At 60.7% G+C, this 16,221-nt stretch carries 16 protein-coding genes; 7 read left to right on the top strand and 9 right to left on the bottom strand.

Annotated features, from left to right (window positions below):
* Window positions 1-91 precede the first annotated feature (91 nt).
* The 5 genes from QMX84_RS18575 to def form a co-directional block, all read right to left on the bottom strand.
* Window positions 92-406 (bottom strand): hypothetical protein, encoded by a 315-nt coding sequence (locus QMX84_RS18575; RefSeq protein ID WP_262126026.1) that lies wholly within the window; start codon window positions 404-406, stop codon window positions 92-94.
* A gap of 10 nt (window positions 407-416) precedes the next feature.
* Complete coding sequence (gene trkA, locus QMX84_RS18570; protein ID WP_262126027.1) at window positions 417-1,793, bottom strand: Trk system potassium transporter TrkA; 1,377 nt, start codon at window positions 1,791-1,793, stop codon at window positions 417-419.
* Between the two features lie 23 nt (window positions 1,794-1,816).
* A complete protein-coding gene (gene rsmB, locus QMX84_RS18565) occupies window positions 1,817-3,127 on the bottom strand; it encodes a 16S rRNA (cytosine(967)-C(5))-methyltransferase RsmB (protein ID WP_048373938.1) in 1,311 nt (436 codons plus the stop codon).
* The gene (gene fmt, locus QMX84_RS18560; protein WP_282364487.1) at window positions 3,124-4,074 is read right to left on the bottom strand and encodes a methionyl-tRNA formyltransferase; all 951 of its coding nucleotides are present in this window, start codon (window positions 4,072-4,074) and stop codon (window positions 3,124-3,126) included. The genes rsmB and fmt overlap by 4 nt, the downstream gene beginning before the upstream one ends.
* A gap of 224 nt (window positions 4,075-4,298) precedes the next feature.
* Entirely contained in the window at window positions 4,299-4,805 is a 507-nt protein-coding gene (gene def, locus QMX84_RS18555; RefSeq protein ID WP_123750622.1) for a peptide deformylase, read from the bottom strand.
* Between the two features lie 382 nt (window positions 4,806-5,187).
* Here def and dprA point away from each other — a divergent pair, with 382 nt between their 5' ends.
* Both dprA and QMX84_RS18545 read left to right on the top strand, forming a co-directional pair.
* Entirely contained in the window at window positions 5,188-6,285 is a 1,098-nt protein-coding gene (dprA, locus tag QMX84_RS18550; RefSeq protein WP_282364486.1) for a DNA-processing protein DprA, read from the top strand.
* A gap of 35 nt (window positions 6,286-6,320) precedes the next feature.
* Window positions 6,321-6,878, top strand: a complete 558-nt coding sequence (locus tag QMX84_RS18545) for a Sua5/YciO/YrdC/YwlC family protein (protein ID WP_048373942.1) — start codon at window positions 6,321-6,323, stop codon at window positions 6,876-6,878.
* Window positions 6,879-6,995: 117 nt separating this feature from the next.
* On the opposite strand, the gene QMX84_RS18540 is transcribed toward QMX84_RS18545, so the two are convergent.
* Window positions 6,996-7,973 (bottom strand): NADPH:quinone reductase, encoded by a 978-nt coding sequence (locus tag QMX84_RS18540; protein WP_048373944.1) that lies wholly within the window; start codon window positions 7,971-7,973, stop codon window positions 6,996-6,998.
* A gap of 148 nt (window positions 7,974-8,121) precedes the next feature.
* Between QMX84_RS18540 and hemF the strand changes: the two genes are divergently transcribed.
* Window positions 8,122-9,036, top strand: coding sequence for an oxygen-dependent coproporphyrinogen oxidase (gene hemF, locus QMX84_RS18535; RefSeq protein WP_153327931.1), 915 nt, complete (start codon window positions 8,122-8,124; stop codon window positions 9,034-9,036).
* Window positions 9,037-9,058: 22 nt separating this feature from the next.
* On the top strand, window positions 9,059-9,880 hold the full coding sequence (gene aroE / locus QMX84_RS18530) for a shikimate dehydrogenase (protein ID WP_282364485.1): 822 nt from the start codon (window positions 9,059-9,061) through the stop codon (window positions 9,878-9,880).
* Window positions 9,881-10,337: 457 nt separating this feature from the next.
* Here the strand turns inward: aroE and QMX84_RS18525 are convergent, their stop codons facing one another.
* Window positions 10,338-11,906: a SulP family inorganic anion transporter gene (locus QMX84_RS18525; RefSeq protein ID WP_262126031.1), complete on the bottom strand. Its 1,569-nt coding sequence runs from the start codon at window positions 11,904-11,906 to the stop codon at window positions 10,338-10,340.
* Window positions 11,907-12,077: 171 nt separating this feature from the next.
* On the opposite strand from QMX84_RS18525, the gene QMX84_RS18520 reads away from it, so the two are divergent.
* Window positions 12,078-12,404 carry a DOPA 4,5-dioxygenase family protein gene (locus tag QMX84_RS18520; protein WP_123750627.1) on the top strand — a complete coding sequence of 109 codons (327 nt, stop codon included), beginning with the start codon at window positions 12,078-12,080 and terminating at the stop codon, window positions 12,402-12,404.
* A gap of 361 nt (window positions 12,405-12,765) precedes the next feature.
* A complete protein-coding gene (betT, locus tag QMX84_RS18515; RefSeq protein WP_227024803.1) occupies window positions 12,766-14,727 on the top strand; it encodes a choline transporter BetT in 1,962 nt (653 codons plus the stop codon).
* 92 nt (window positions 14,728-14,819) lie between these two features.
* Here betT and QMX84_RS18510 read toward each other — a convergent pair whose 3' ends face one another.
* Both QMX84_RS18510 and QMX84_RS18505 read right to left on the bottom strand, forming a co-directional pair.
* Window positions 14,820-15,248 (bottom strand): type II toxin-antitoxin system VapC family toxin, encoded by a 429-nt coding sequence (locus QMX84_RS18510; RefSeq protein ID WP_282364484.1) that lies wholly within the window; start codon window positions 15,246-15,248, stop codon window positions 14,820-14,822.
* Entirely contained in the window at window positions 15,245-15,490 is a 246-nt protein-coding gene (locus tag QMX84_RS18505; protein WP_153335036.1) for a plasmid stabilization protein, read from the bottom strand. Before QMX84_RS18505 ends, QMX84_RS18510 begins: the two co-directional genes overlap by 4 nt.
* A 432-nt stretch (window positions 15,491-15,922) precedes the next feature.
* On the opposite strand from QMX84_RS18505, the gene QMX84_RS18500 reads away from it, so the two are divergent.
* Window positions 15,923-16,180, top strand: a complete 258-nt coding sequence (locus QMX84_RS18500; protein ID WP_048372611.1) for a hypothetical protein — start codon at window positions 15,923-15,925, stop codon at window positions 16,178-16,180.
* Window positions 16,181-16,221: the final 41 nt, after the last annotated feature.

Genomic DNA, 16,221 nt, shown 5'->3' with positions numbered 1-16,221 from the left:
GGCTTGCTCGCGATACAAACGACGCGGTTTAACCTTGAAACTGCGTAGATGCCATCGCGAGCAAGCCCGCTCCCACAGGAAATCTGAGGCGTTAAGCCTGCTGCTTCTCAAGCTTCTTCAAAAACACGGTCATTTCTTTCTCGGCCTGTTTGTCGCCATGGCCTTGGGCCGCGATGATCCCCTGCTCCCACGCGGTTCGCGCCGCTGCACGGTCGCCCGCCGCCAATCGGGCCTTACCCAGCAGCTTCCAGGCCGCGGAGTACTTGGGGTCAAATTCAACACAGCGTTGCAAATGTTCCGCCGCCTTGAGGTTATCCCCAAGGTCGAGATAACCCTTGCCCAGCCCGAAGCGCAGCAGCGAGTTATCCACACCCTTGGCCAACATCTTTTCCAATGACTCCAGCATCCCTGACTCCTTAGAAAAAACTCAAACCCACGTGGAACAGCTTCTCTACGTCGCGAATATGCTTTTTATCCACAAGGAACAAAATCACGTGGTCGCCGGCATTGATCACCGTGGCGTCGTGGGCAATCAGCACTTCGTCGTCGCGAATGATCGCGCCAATGGTGGTGCCCGGCGGCAGGTTGATTTCCCCGATGCGCTTGCCAATCACCTTGCTCGACTTCGAATCACCGTGGGCAATGGCTTCGATGGCCTCCGCCGCACCCCGACGCAGCGAGTGCACGCTGACAATGTCGCCCCGGCGCACGTGGGCCAGCAAGGTGCCAATGGTGGCCAACTGCGGGCTGATGGCAATGTCGATTTCGCCGCCCTGGATCAAGTCCACATAAGCCGGGTTGTTGATGATGCTCATGACCTTTTTCGCGCCCAGGCGTTTAGCCAGCAACGAGGACATGATGTTGGCCTCATCGTCGTTGGTCAGGGCCAGAAACAGGTCGGCATCGGCGATGTTCTCTTCGAGCATCAGGTCGCGGTCTGACGCGCTGCCTTGCAGCACCACGGTGCTGTCCAGGGTGTCAGACAAATAGCGGCAGCGGGCCGGGTTCATCTCGATGATCTTGACCTGATAACGGCTTTCGATGGCCTCAGCCAGGCGCTCGCCAATCTGCCCGCCCCCGGCGATCACAATGCGTTTATAGCTTTCGTCGAGGCGGCGCATTTCGCTCATCACGGCGCGAATGTTGGCCTTGGCGGCGATGAAAAATACCTCATCGTCGGCCTCAATCACCGTGTCGCCACGGGGCGTAATCGGCCGGTCACGTCGGAAAATCGCCGCAACCCGGGTGTCCACATTCGGCATGTGCTCACGCAACTGGCGCAATTGCTGGCCAATCAACGGGCCGCCGTAGTACGCCTTGACTGCCACCAACTGCGCCTTGCCGCCGGCAAAGTCGATCACCTGCAAGGCGCCGGGGTGCTCAACCAGACGCTTGATGTAGTTGGTCACCACCTGTTCGGGGCTGATCAGAACGTCGACCGGGATCGCGTCGTTATCAAACAGCTCTTCGCCACGGGTCAGGTAGGCCGATTCGCGTACCCGGGCGATTTTGGTCGGGGTGTGAAACAGCGTGTAGGCCACTTGGCACGCGACCATGTTGGTCTCGTCGCTGTTGGTCACCGCCACCAGCATGTCAGCATCGTCAGCGCCAGCCTGGCGCAGCACATTGGGCAGCGAAGCACGGCCCTGCACGGTACGGATATCCAGACGATCACCCAAATCGCGCAGGCGATCGCCATCGGTGTCGACCACGGTGATGTCATTGGCTTCACTGGCCAAATGCTCGGCCAGCGTACCGCCGACCTGCCCTGCGCCGAGGATGATGATTTTCATGCCGTGATTTCCTGTTCCCGTCGTTAGCCGCGTGCGGCAGCGATCTTGATCAGTTTGGCGTAATAGAAACCGTCATGCCCACCTTCTTGCGCCAGCAATTGGCGCCCGTGAGGTTGCTTGATGCCGAACTGCCCGGCGATATCCAGCTCGCGCGCACCGGGCGTGCGGGCCAAAAAGGCTTCAATCACTTCGGTGTTTTCGGTCGGTAAGGTCGAACAGGTGGCGTACAGCAGGATGCCGCCGACTTCGAGGGTCTGCCACATGGCGTCCAGCAGTTCGCCTTGCAGGCTGGCGAGGGCGGCGATGTCGTCCGGCTGGCGGGTCAGCTTGATGTCCGGGTGGCGGCGGATCACGCCCGTCGCAGAGCACGGGGCATCGAGCAGGATGCGCTGGAACGGCTTGCCGTCCCACCAGGTCGCGGTGTCGCGGCCATCGGCAGCAATCAGCTCGGCGCTCAGGCCCAGGCGTTCTAGATTTTCACGCACGCGCACCAGACGCTTGGCTTCCAGGTCGACCGCCACCACGCCCGCAAGCTGGGGCTCGGCTTCCAAAATGTGGCACGTCTTGCCGCCCGGCGCGCAGCAGGCGTCGAGCACGCGCTGGCCGGGCGCTAGGTCAAGCAGGTCGGCGGCCAACTGTGCGGCTTCGTCCTGCACGCTGATCCAGCCTTCGGCAAAGCCCGGCAGATTGCGCACATCGCAAGCTTCGGCCAGCACAATGCCGTCGCGGCTGTAGACACACGGTTGGGCCTGCACGTCGCTTTCAGCCAGCAATTGCAGGTACTGATCACGGGTTTTATGGCGGCGATTGACCCGCAGAATCATCGGCGGATGCGCGTTGTTGGCGGCGCAGATGGCTTCCCACTGCTCAGGCCAAAACGCTTTCAGCGATTTTTGCAGCCAGCGCGGGTGGGCGGTACGCACCACCGGGTCGTGCTCCAGTTCGGCCAGCAAGGCTTCGCTGTCGCGCTGGGCGTTGCGCAACACGGCGTTGAGCAGGCCTTTGGCCCACGGCTTTTTCAACTTGTCGGCGCAGCCCACGGTTTCGCCAATGGCCGCGTGGGCCGGCACCCGCGTGTACAGCAGTTGGTACAAGCCCACCAGCAACAGCGCTTCAACGTCGGCATCGGCGGCTTTGAAGGGTTTTTGCAGCAGCTTGTTGGCCAATGCCGACAAGCGCGGATACCAGCGTGCGGTGCCGAATGCGAGGTCCTGGGTCAGGCCGCGGTCGCGGGCTTCAACCTTGTCCAGTTGCAACGGCAACGAACTGTTGAGCGATGCCTTGCCGTTGAGTACGGCGGTCAGTGCCTTGGCGGCGGCCAGACGCGGGTTCATTGGGCGGCGCCCAGAACAGTGCCCACAGCAAACTTCTCACGGCGGCTGTTGAACAAATCGCTGAAGTTCAGCGCTTTACCGCCGGGCAATTGCAGACGGGTCAGGCACAGCGCGCCTTCACCGCAGCCCACGATCAGGCCGTCTTTGCTGGCTGCGAGGATCTGACCCGGTTCGCCCTGGGCGTCTGCCAGAGTGGCGGCCAGCACTTTCAGGGCTTCGCCGTTGAGCGTGCTGTGGCAAATCGGCCACGGGTTAAACGCACGAATCAGCCGCTCCAGCTCCACTGCCGGGCGGTTCCAGTCGATGCGTGCTTCGTCTTTATTGAGCTTGTGGGCGTAAGTCGCCAGGCTGTCGTCCTGCACTTCGCCTTGCAAGGTGCCGTCAGCCAGGCCGGCAATGGCTTCGATCACGGCCGGTGGGCCCAGCTCGGCCAAACGGTCGTGCAGGGTGCCGCCGGTGTCTTCGCTGGTGATGGGGGTGATGGATTTGAGCAGCATCGGGCCGGTGTCCAGACCCGCCTCCATGCGCATCACCGTCACACCGCTTTGTGCATCGCCAGCCTCGACCGCGCGCTGAATCGGCGCGGCGCCGCGCCAGCGTGGCAGCAACGAGGCGTGGCTGTTAATACAGCCCAAACGCGGAATATCCAGCACCACTTGCGGCAGGATCAGGCCGTACGCCACCACCACCATCAAGTCGGGCTTGAGCGCGGCGAGTTCGGCTTGAGCCTCGGCTGCGCGCAAGGTCGGCGGCTGCATGACCGCAATGTTGTGTTCCAGCGCCAGTTGCTTGACCGGGCTTGGCATCAGCTTTTGCCCACGCCCGGCCGGACGATCCGGTTGGGTGTACACCGCAACGATCTCGTACGGGCTGTCGAGCAGCGCCTTGAGGTGTTCAGCGGCAAATTCGGGGGTGCCAGCAAAGACGATGCGCAGTGGCTCAGTCATGGAGTACTCACTTGGAATGGGGGAAGGCGGGAATAACCCTGCGAAATACCTGTAGCCGCTGTCGAGGCACGAAGGCTGCGATCGGGCGCGAAGCGGCCGTAATCCAGGCTCCAGCGATATGCCTGATATTCCGTATCGCCGGGTTTGCGACTGCTACGCAGCCGTCGCAGCCTTCGTGCCTCGACAGCGGCTACAAGGGCTGCGCCACTATTCGGATGTTGGGATCAAGCGTTCTGGCGGTGCAGTTTTTCCAGCTTTTTCTTGATCCGGTCACGCTTGAGCGTAGACAAGTAATCCACGAACAGCTTGCCGTTCAGGTGGTCGCATTCGTGCTGGATGCACACGGCCAGCAGGCCTTCGGCGGTCATTTCAAAAGGCTTGCCGTCACGGTCCAGCGCTTTGATTTTGACCAACTGTGGGCGGTCTACGTTTTCGTAGTAACCCGGCACCGACAGGCAGCCTTCCTGGTACTGGCCCATCTCGTCGGTCAGGGTTTCGAACTCAGGGTTGATAAACACCATCGGCGCGCTGCGGTCTTCGCTCAGGTCCATGACCACGATGCGCTTGTGCACGTTGACCTGCGTGGCCGCCAAGCCAATGCCAGGCGCTTCGTACATGGTTTCAAACATGTCATCGATCAACTGACGGACTTCGTCGTCCACAACCGTCACCGGCTTGGCGATGGTACGCAGACGCGAGTCTGGGAATTCGAGGATGTTTAAAATAGCCATAAGTTTGATTGGGGCACTGTGTGAAAGATTCAAAAACGGTTGTCAGGGGGTCTTGAAGACTCGGCAACCTGTGCAAAACGTCTCCTTCAGAGAGAGCCCGCTCGGGCTCTGGCGTTTCACGCGAGCGCACATAATAAAGGGATTCAACCCCGGATGAAACGACTAGCTGCCCGGCTGCAGGTGGCGCGCGCGTCGCAGTTTGAAACCAATGGGCGCGGTCTGTGCGCAGCGTTCTACTAAGGTTGGGTTTGCCGGCGTTTTTTCAAGGTCGTACTGAGCGTTTACGTCGGCGCTTACTGACACGTGCCCAACAACTTGTTAACAGAGTTATCCACAGGTTGTGCCTGGCGTAACGCTGATGAAACAGATCAAGGATGATCCCATGTCGCTGTCTGATATTTCCCCAGCAGAGCTGGAAGCCCGTTTGCGTTTACACCGCTTGCCCGAGATCGGCCCACAGCGCTACCACGCCTTGTTTCGGGCCTTTGGCTCGGCCAGTTCGGCGCTCAGCGCCCCGGCCAGTGCCTGGCGGGCCTTGGGCTTGCCACCCGCCAGTAGCGAGGCCCGGCGCAACCCCGAAGTACGTGACGGTGCCAGCGCTGCAATGCGCTGGCTTGAGGGCTGCAAGCAGCATGTGTTGCTCCACGATCAGCCCGATTACCCGGCTTTATTGGCTGAAATAAAAGACCCGCCGCCCGTGTTATTCGTGGCGGGCGACCCCGGCATCCTGGAAAAACCGCAACTGGCGATGGTCGGCAGTCGGCGTGCCTCACGGCCGGGGCTGGACACCGCCGCGGCGTTTTCGAAGTGTCTGGCGGGTGCCGGTTTTGTCATCACCAGCGGGCTGGCGCTGGGCATCGACGGGGCCGCGCACCAGGCCGCACTGGACATTGGCGGGCAGACGATCGGGGTGCTCGGCACCGGCCTGCAAAAACTTTATCCACAGCGCCATCGCGCACTGGCAGACGCGATGATTGCCAACGGCAGCGCCGTGGTGTCGGAGTTCCCGCTGGACGCCGGGCCGCTCTCGGGCAACTTCCCGCGGCGCAACAGAATCATCAGCGGTTTGTCGTTGGGCGTGCTGGTGGTCGAAGCCAGCGTGGCCAGCGGTTCGTTGATCACCGCCCGTCTGGCAGCGGAACAAGGGCGCGAGGTTTACGCCTTGCCGGGTTCGATCCACCACCCCGGCGCACGCGGTTGCCATCAACTGATTCGTGATGGCGCCACCTTGGTGGAAACCGTCGAGCACATTCTCGAAGGCCTGCGCGGCTGGCGCTCGATGCCGTTATCCACAGCAGACCTGTTCACACACAGCTGTCATCCATTAGTGCAATTGTTGCAGGCAGCGCCCCACACCAGCGAAGCCCTGGCCTGCGCCAGCGGTTGGGACCTGCCCCGGCTGCTGGCGGCGTTGACCGAACTTGAACTCGACGGGCATGTGGTGCTTGAGGGCGGGCGTTGGTTTGCTCGCGCCAGCTAAGTACACTGCGCCCAGTACCTATTTGGAGACACTCAATGATCAGCACCTGGCGCGTCCAACAAGCCGCACGCGCGATTCATGCGGGCGCCGTGATCGCCTATCCCACCGAAGCCGTCTGGGGCCTGGGTTGCGACCCGTGGGATGAAGAAGCGGTCGAGCGTTTGCTGGCGATTAAATCGCGACCTGTGGATAAAGGCCTGATTCTGGTTGCCGACAACATTCACCAGTTCGACTTCCTGTTCGAAGACTTCCCTCAGGAGTGGATCGACCGCATGGCCAGTACTTGGCCTGGGCCGAACACCTGGCTGGTGCCGCATCAAGGCCTGCTGCCCGAGTGGATCACCGGCCAGCACGATACCGTGGCGTTGCGCGTGAGTGATCACCCGCTGGTGCGTGAGTTGTGTGCGTTGGTGGGGCCTATCGTTTCCACGTCTGCCAACCCGGCGGGCTTGCCGGCGGCGCGTACGCGGTTAAAAGTTGAGCAGTACTTTCGTGGCCAGATCGATCACGTCTTGGGCGGCAATTTGGGCGGGCGTAAAAACCCGAGCCTGATCCGCGACCTGGCGACCGGCAAGGTCGTGCGCCCCGCCTAACCCCACAAACTGTAGTCGCTGCCGCAGGCTGCGATGGGCTGCGTAGCGGCCCTGCTTGTAAAAGCGAAGGTCCTTCGGCCCTTATCGCAGCCTGCGGCAGCGGCCACAGGTTTGGTGTTACGGCAACAAAATCGTCGAGCCGGTGGTGCGGCGCGAGGCCAGCTCAATGTGGGCCTTGGCCGTGTCTTTCAACGCATAGCGCTGGCTGATTTCAACCTTGATCTTGCCGGTGCGGATCATCTCAAACAGCTCGTCGGCCATTTTTTGCAGGTTCTCGGGCGTGTTGGCGTAGCCCGCCAAGGTTGGCCGGGTCACGTACAGCGAACCCTTCTGCGACAAAATCCCCAGGTTCACGCCAGTCACCGCCCCCGACGCGTTACCGAAGCTGACCATCAGCCCGCGCAGCGCCAGGCTGTCCAGCGAAGTGAGCCAGGTGTCTTTACCGACGCCGTCGTACACCACCGGGACTTTCTTGCCGCCGGTCAGTTCCAGCACGCGCTGGGCCACGTCTTCGTGGCTGTAGTCGATGGTTTCCCAGGCACCCAGTGCTTTGGCGTGTGCGGCTTTTTCAGCCGAGCTGACGGTACCGATCAACTTCGCGCCCAGCGCCTTGGCCCATTGGCACGCAATCGAGCCAACGCCACCGGCAGCGGCGTGGAACAAAATGGTATCGCCTGCTTTAACCTCGTAGGTTTGGCGCAGCAAATACTGCACGGTCAGGCCCTTGAGCATCACGGCGGCCGCTTGCTCAAAGCTGATGTCGTCTGGCAGCTTCACCACATTCGCCGCTGGCAACACGTGGAACTCGCTGTTCGCGCCCAGCGGGCCAGTGCCGTAAGCCACGCGGTCGCCTACTTTGACGGTGTGCACGTCACTGCCCACTGCATCCACGATGCCCGCGCCTTCATTGCCCAGGCCCGATGGCAGCTCGGGCAGCGGGTACAGGCCGCTGCGGAAATAGGTGTCGATGAAATTCAGGCCGATGGCCTGGTTACGCACGCGAACCTGTTGCGGGCCCGGCTCGGCAGGTTGGTAGTCGACATACTCAAGCACTTCGGGCCCGCCGAGGGTCCGAAACTGGATACGTTTAGCCATTTGCACTGTCCTTGCTGAATTGACGAGGCCCCTATCCAACGCTTTAGCGTGATCTTCGTCAACTGCGACGATGCCGGGTGCGGTGTTATGCTAGCCGCCCTTCGCTGGCGGCCCCGCTCTGTCGCTTTGCCCGATTTAAGGTGATGTCATGACTACTCGCACCGAGGCCGTTAAAGCCTACTTGCTCGACCTGCAAGACCGTATCTGCGCTGCGCTGGAAACCGAAGATGGCGGCGCGCGCTTCATTGAAGACGCCTGGGAGCGCCCGGCAGGCGGTGGCGGGCGTACCCGCGTGATCGAAAACGGCCAGGTCATCGAAAAAGGCGGTGTGAACTTTTCCCACGTGTTTGGCAGCGGCTTGCCGCCGTCCGCCAGCGCCCATCGCCCTGAACTGGCGGGCCGTGGCTTTGAAGCCCTGGGCGTGTCGCTGGTGATCCACCCGCACAACCCGCATGTGCCGACGTCCCACGCCAACGTGCGGTTTTTCATTGCCGAAAAAGAAGGCGAAGAGCCGGTCTGGTGGTTTGGGGGCGGCTTCGACCTCACGCCCTACTACGGCGTTGAAGAAGACTGCGTGCACTGGCACCGCGTGGCCGAGCAAGCCTGCGCACCGTTCGGTGCCGACGTGTACCCGCGCTACAAAGCCTGGTGCGACCGCTACTTCCACATCAAGCACCGCAACGAGCCGCGTGGCATTGGCGGCCTGTTTTTCGATGACCTGAACGAATGGGACTTCGACACCTGCTTCGCCTTCGTTCGCGCCATCGGCGACGCCTTTATCGACGCCTACCTGCCGATCGTGCAGCGCCGCAAGGCCGACGCCTACACGGCCCAGCAGCGTGAGTTCCAGGAATATCGCCGGGGCCGCTACGTTGAATTCAACCTGGTGCACGACCGTGGCACCCTGTTCGGCCTGCAATCGGGCGGGCGTACCGAATCGATCCTGATGTCGCTGCCGCCCCACGTACGTTGGGGCTATGACTGGAAAGTGGCGCCCGGTACCGAAGAGGCGCGGCTGACTGAGTACTTTCTGCAAGACCGCGACTGGTTAGCCAACGCCTGACATTGCCCGAGGAACTTGCCTGATGGACCGTTACGTCGTTTTTGGTAATCCGATCGCCCACAGCAAATCGCCGGTGCTGCACCGCCTGTTTGCCGAGCAAACCGGGCAATCGATGCAGTACGACACGTTGCTCGCGCCGCTGAATGATTTTGGCGGCAGCGCGTTGGCGTTTTTCCAGCAAGGTCGCGGGGCCAACGTCACCGTGCCGTTCAAGGAAGACGCCTACCGCCTGGCCAATAGCCTGACCGCCCGTGCGCAACGGGCGGGCGCGGTGAACACCCTGAGCAAACTGGCTGACGGCACGCTGCTGGGCGACAACACCGATGGCGCGGGGCTGGTGCGCGACCTGACGGTTAACGCGGGCTTCAGCCTCAAGGGCAAACGCATCCTCATTCTTGGTGCGGGTGGCGCAGTACGCGGTGCGCTGGAACCGATTCTGGCCGAAGGCCCGGCCTCGGTGACCATCGCCAATCGCACGGTCGAAAAGGCAGAAGTGCTGGTTGAGCTGTTCAGCGACCTGGGGCCGGTGGCGGCCAGTGGTTTTGACTGGTTAAAAGAGCCGGTCGACCTGATCATCAATGCGACGTCGGCCAGCCTGGCCGGTGAAGTGCCGCCGATTGCCAGCAGCCTGATCGAGCCGGGTCAAACCCTGTGCTACGACATGATGTACGGCAAAGCGCCGACGCCGTTTTGCCTCTGGGCCAGCGAACATGGCGCGGGCCACGTCATGGACGGCTTGGGCATGCTGGCCGAACAGGCCGCAGAAGCCTTCTACCTGTGGCGCGGCGTGCGCCCGGACACCGCCCCGGCGCTGGCCGAACTGCGCCGCCTGTTGGCGCAATAAACCCCTTGTAGGAGCGAGCTTGCCTCGCGATCTGTTGATCTTGATCTGGCTTTTGATCTTGATCTAAGAGGCCCCGTTAAACCACGCTGGCCGAACGCAGGTGTTGCGCAGTGGGTAACCCGGCAGGACGCCGGGTTAGCCGCGACACGGCCAGGGATGGCCGATCGCGGCGGCCCTCGGAGCAAGGCCTGTGGTGAGGGCATGCCGAGCCACAGCGAGGCACCGAGGGGTTGGGGCAAAAAGCGTTTGGCCACTTTGCGCTTTTCAAAGTGGCACGGCGTAAGGCCGGAACCCTAAGTGGCCGTTGCCGCAGCAACGGATATGCACAAAAAATCAAGGCCTCTCACCACGCCTCTCCCGAAGGAGAGGGAACCGATTGGGGGATGCCGAAGATACTCGCTGTCCTGTTTGCTGCGCGACAGCGCGGCGTCGAAGACGGGGCGGCCACTCCTACAGGTCAGTCCTCAAACAAAATCGGGCAGTTGTCCGCGCCTTCCAGCTTCTTCAATTCTTCCACCACCGGCGCCCGTGCCCGGCGCAAGGTCAGGCTGCGGCCTAGCCCCAGCAAGCGGCGGGCTTCCTGGTGCAGCATCTCAACCCCCGAATAGTCGATAAAGTTGATGTGCTGCGCCTCGATCACCACCCGCTGCCCCTGGGTGCGTTGCAAGCGCACTTGCAGGTAATGGCTGGCGCCGAAAAAAATCGACCCGCCGACCCGCAACACCTCTTCATCACCCTCTGTCCATTGCTGGATACGCGGGCGCGAAGTGCGCTTGAGGTAAAAAAACAGCGACGCCAGCACCCCGGCATAAATCGCTGTTTGCAGCTCCAGCAGCAAGGTGGCGACGCAGGTCAGTGCCATCACCGCGAACTCGGCCCGGCTCACGCGCCACAGCGCCCGAATGCCGCGGGTGTCCACCAACCCCCAACTGATCAGCAAAATGCTGCCTGCCATGGCCGGGATCGGAATGTGCGCAATCAGCGCGGAGCCGGTGATCGCAAACAGCGCCACCCACAACGCGGAAAACACCCCGGCCAATGGCGAGCGGGCACCCGCTTCGTAGTTGAGCCCCGAGCGGGTGAATGAGCCCGAGGACAAATACCCCGAGAACAAGGCGCCGAACACGTTGGACAACCCTTGTGCGCGGATCTCCTGATTGGCGTCGAGCATCTGCTGCGAACGTGCTGCTATCGAGCGGGCAATCGACAAACTGGTTACCAGCCCAAGCATGCCCACCGCCACGGCACTGGGCAGCAGGCGCAACAGCGTTTCGATATCCAGCGGCAGCGGGCTAAACGGCGGCAAACGCCCCACAAACGCCTGCACCAACTGCACATGGCCAAACACCGACGGCAGCAGCCACACGGCCAGGCTGGCGAGCACCAGGGTTAACAGCAGCGTCGGCCAACGTGGCAGCCACAGCTTGAGTGCGACACCCAACAGCACCGTCCCTACCCCGAGCCCCAACGAAGCGGGGTCGAAGTCGCGCACATGGCGCAACAGCGTCAGCAGGCTGTCCAGCGCCGTGGCTTTGCCCGGCACGTCAACGCCCAGCACATTGGGCAACTGGCCTAGGGCAATCACCACCGCCGCGCCGAGGGTGAAGCCAACCACCACCGAATGAGAGACAAAATTGGCCAGTGCGCCGAACTTCAGCATCCCCAGCAGCCACTGAAAAATCCCCGCCAAAAACGTCAGCAGCAGGATCAGGCCGATGTAGTCCTGCGTGCCGGGCACCGCCAGCGGGCTGACACTGGCAAACAGCACAATCGAAATGGCAGCCGTCGGCCCGCAGATCAAATGCCACGACGAGCCCCACAAGCACGCAATAATTACTGGCACAATGGCAGCATATAGCCCGTATTCAGGCGGTAAACCTGCAATCAAGGCGTAGGCGATGGACTGCGGCAGTGCCAGAATTGCACCACTCAAGCCCACCAGCGCATCTCGGCCTACGCTTGCGCGGGTTTGTTTGGGCAGCCAATTCAGAAACGGCAGGATGGCAGTGCGGTTGAGCCGGGGCATAACGCTCTCGCTGAGTGTGGGTTTAGAGTGCGCGTGCAAGGTTACCTCTGTGGGAGCGGGCTTGCTCGCGATGGCCTCGCCGCGGATGTTCGCATACACCGCACCGTCTGCATCGCGAGCAAGCCCGCTCCCACATTAATAATGCGTGCAGCACACAATCAAGAGGCGTTTATGCAACGAATCAAGGGCTATCACGCCCACGTCTATTACGACGCCAGCACCATCGACCAGGCGCGCGCCCTGTGCGAAGAAGCGGCGCACCGATTTGGCATCAGCATGGGCCGCGTCCACGAACGCCCGGTCGGCCCGCATCCCGACTGGAGCTGCCAACTGGCCTTCGGCCCCGAGCTGCTCGGCATTGTATTGCCCTGGCTAGCCATTAGCCGACACGGGCTGGTGATCTTTTTGCACCCCGACACGGGCAATGACCTGCTGGATCACACCGATCATGCGATCTGGATGGGTGAAATCAGGCCGTTGAATTTGTCTATTTTTTGACCAGAAAGCGAAGCGCTTCGATTTTTTGGAATTTTTTTTCACCCCCTCAAATTCCGTCCGAGACCTACCGTCGGCAAATCCCGGATAGCCCCGTGCCATAACGGCTGAACGTTCGTACGCGGGCATGTGTCATACCTTGCCATGAGCTAACGTAAGACACGTGTAGCCAAGGGTAGCGATTAGTCCTCACGCGCCATCCATGTTTAACTTGAATGCTCGTTCAAGTTAAACCGGTGGTCCGCTGCCCGCTCACAACAGGAGGCTAACCTTTGCCGAACTCGCTCTTTTTACGCCTGTATCACTGCTGCGAGGTGTATTTGCCATGAGTGCACCTTCGACGTCGCAGACGTCTCTCATCCGCATGAATCCGCCGGTTTTTTACTTTGCCGCCGGGTTTATTTTGATCTTCGGGCTAGTGGTGATCTCATTGCCCGAAGCCGCCGGAGAATGGCTACTGGCAGCACAAAACTGGGCGGCCAATACGGTCGGCTGGTACTACATGCTAGCGATGACCCTGTATCTGATCTTCGTGGTCGTCACCGCCTTGTCCGGCTACGGCAAGATCAAGCTCGGTGCCGACCACGACGAACCTGAGTTCAGTTACCTGTCCTGGGCGGGCATGCTCTTCGCCGCCGGGATCAGCATCACGCTATTTTTCTTTTGTGTGTCAGAACCCCTCACCCACATGCTCAACCCGCCACAAGGCCCGGCCGGTAACGCCGAGGCGGCGCGCCAAGGCATGCAGTTGCTGTTTTTGCACTGGGGCCTGCACGGTTGGGGCGTGTTCGCCTTTGTCGGCATGGCGCTGGCCTACTTTGCCTACCGACATAACTTGCCGCTGGCGCTGCGTTCGGCGCTGTACCCGCTGATCGGCAAACGCATCAATGGCCCCATCGGCTACGCGGTTGACGGCTTTGGCATCATCGCCACGGTGTTTGGTCTGGGTGCCGACATGGGGTTTGGGGTGTTGCACCTCAACTCCGGGCTCGACTACCTGTTCGGCGTGCCGCACACCCAATGGATTCAGGTGGGGTTGATCACTCTGATGATGGGCGCGGCCATTCTGGTGGCCATCGCGGGCGTCGACAAAGGCGTGCGCGTGATGTCCGACATCAACATGCTGCTGGCCTGTGCCCTGCTGCTGTTCGTGCTGTTCGCAGGGCCGACGCAGCACCTGCTCAACACCTTGATCCAGAACATCGGTGACTATTTGGGCGCGCTGCCGACCAAGAGTTTTGATGTGTATGCCTACAACAAGCCGAGCGACTGGCTGGGCGGCTGGACCGTGTTCTATTGGGCCTGGTGGATCGCATGGTCGCCGTTTGTGGGCTTGTTTATTGCGCGTATCTCCCGTGGCCGGACCATTCGCGAATTCGTCTTTGGCGTGCTGCTGATTCCGCTGGGCTTCACCCTGGCGTGGATGTCGATTTTCGGCAACAGCGCCATCGACCAAGTGCTCAACCACGGCCTGACGGCGTTGGGCCAAGCCGCTATCGACGACCCGTCGCGGGCCTTGTACCTGCTGCTGGAAACCTACCCGTGGAGCAAAACCGTGATCGCCGTGACGGTGTTCATCAGTTTTGTGTTCTTCGTGACCTCGGCCGACTCCGGCACCGTGGTGCTGTCGACCCTCTCGGCGCGTGGCAATAGCGCCGACGAAGACGGCCCCAAATGGCTGCGGGTGTTCTGGGGCGGGATGACCGCGCTGGTGACCAGTGCGCTGTTGTTCTCGGGCAGCATCGATGCGCTCAAGTCGGCGGTGGTCCTGACCTCGCTGCCGTTCTCGCTGATCCTGTTGCTGATGATGTGGGGCCTGCACAAGGCGTTCTACCTGGAGTCGCAGAAGAAGATCGCGCAGATGCATTCGCTGGCCCCGGTGGCCGTGTCGCGCCGTGGCCGTGGTGGCTGGCGTCAACGCTTGAGCCAGGCCGTGCACTTCCCGTCGCGGGACGAGGTGTACCGCTTCATGGACACCACGGTGCGCCCGGCAATTGAAGAAGTCAGCGCGGTGTTCCTTGAAAAAGGCCTCAACGTTGTCACCCAGCCCGACCCGGCCAATGACAACGTCAGCCTTGAGATTGGCCATGGTGACCAGCATCCGTTCGTCTACCAGGTGCAAATGCGCGGCTACTTCACGCCGTCGTTTGCCCGTGGCGGCATGGGCCCCAAAGAACTGCGTAACCGCCGTTACTACCGGGCTGAAGTGCACCTGAGCGAAGGCAGCCAGGACTACGACCTGATGGGCTACACCAAAGACCAGATCATCAACGACATCCTCGACCAGTACGAACGCCACATGCAGTTCCTGCATTTGGTGCGTTGAATCTGGGCTGCGATCTTTTGGTGTTCAAGATCAAAAGATCGCGAGGCAAGCTCGCTCCTACAGGGCCTGTGCAACACCTGTGGGAGCGGGCATCAGGATTCGCCAAATAGCCATGGGTTGATCAGATTCAAAGTGCCTTGCGAGAAGTCTTTAACGTTGCGTGTCGCGAGGCTTGCCTTATGTGCAATGCAGGTAGCGGCTATTTGCGCATCTGCCAGGCTGACGGACTCGCCTGAAGCTTGACTGGTTGCGACCCACACTGCGAAACGGGGTGCCGTATTAGCATCGAAGGGTAAGACTCTGTCAGCAAAGTCTTCATCGAACAAAGCCTGTGCAATGACGTGCAACTGATCTTTACGCTTGCCAGTGGGAAGCCGTTCGATGCCGTGAAGTATTTCGGCCATGGTGATGGCGCTGATAAACAAATTATCAGATGGCTGCGCGTCTACCCACGCAACCACGGCTTGGCTGGGTTGGGGGCGCATAAGTTCAGAGAGTACGTTGGTATCGAGAATGATCATTCATCGAAGCCCACGGTGCGCACACGCTCTTCTCTAGTGGGTAACTCTAATTCAATGCCACCTGTCTCAGCGAAGCGAGCGCGGATACGGCTGGCTAAACCTTGGTTTTGGGCGGGTTTTCTTAATGCTCTGCGCAAGATAAGCCTAGCCTCTTCTTCCATGGAATGGCCATTAAGGGCTGCTTCTATACGCAGGCGTTCCTTGATTTGATCATCCAGGTTTCTAATGGTGATGCTGGCCATAAATAACCTCATGCAATCAATGAAATCGTTGCAATCATAGGGCGATGAAATTGACACCTCCAGAGCGTACAGACCAGCGGTCCTTAGCTAAAGCGCGCTTGGCGTAGATGATTTACAGACCTTTCCCTGACTTGTGTGGGATGAGGCTTGCTCGTGCTTTGGCCCATTGTGGTGCCCGTTGCGGGCTGCCTATAGTTCGCCCCGTCGCTGAATCATCAGCGTTCGGGCGTGCAAGCCTGATTATTGGATTTCAACTTTTCATATCGCTTTGGTAGGCTCCGCGCCTGCACTCAGCGTTATGGCGGTTGTGCGTGGGAGATCTTCGGGTCTGCCGGGTCCCAATAACCGGTCTTGCATACCTGCGCACAGCTGCCACCCTCTTTCTGCGTGCAAGCTGATTGAAGTGGCTCCACAACTTATTGGAGTTCCACCATGTCGCATTTCCTCCCGCAAACCGACAATCCTGTCGATTCCAACGTTCTCTTGATTGATACCCAGGCGTCTGTGTCTGCCTTGCTCACCTGTGCTGAGCAGCGCTTTCAGGCGGCGAAGAATTTGTTGCGCAGTTTGTCCCACATGAACGCCTACAGCAGCGATCCGCATGATTTGAGTGCGGTATGTGAGGCGACGTCGTTGTTGTTGCAAGAAGGCTGCGATGTGCTGGGGGTGTTGGTGTTGCGCGAGGTGTAAAACACCCGGAGCTGCCGCAGGCTGCGATCTTTTGATCTTGA

This window comes from Pseudomonas sp. PS01297 (assembly GCF_029959305.1).
GTDB classification, from domain to species: Bacteria; Pseudomonadota; Gammaproteobacteria; order Pseudomonadales; family Pseudomonadaceae; genus Aquipseudomonas; species Aquipseudomonas helleri.
The sequence above is the reverse complement of the archived record's forward strand: the minus strand, read 5'-3'. Positions and strand labels throughout refer to the sequence as shown.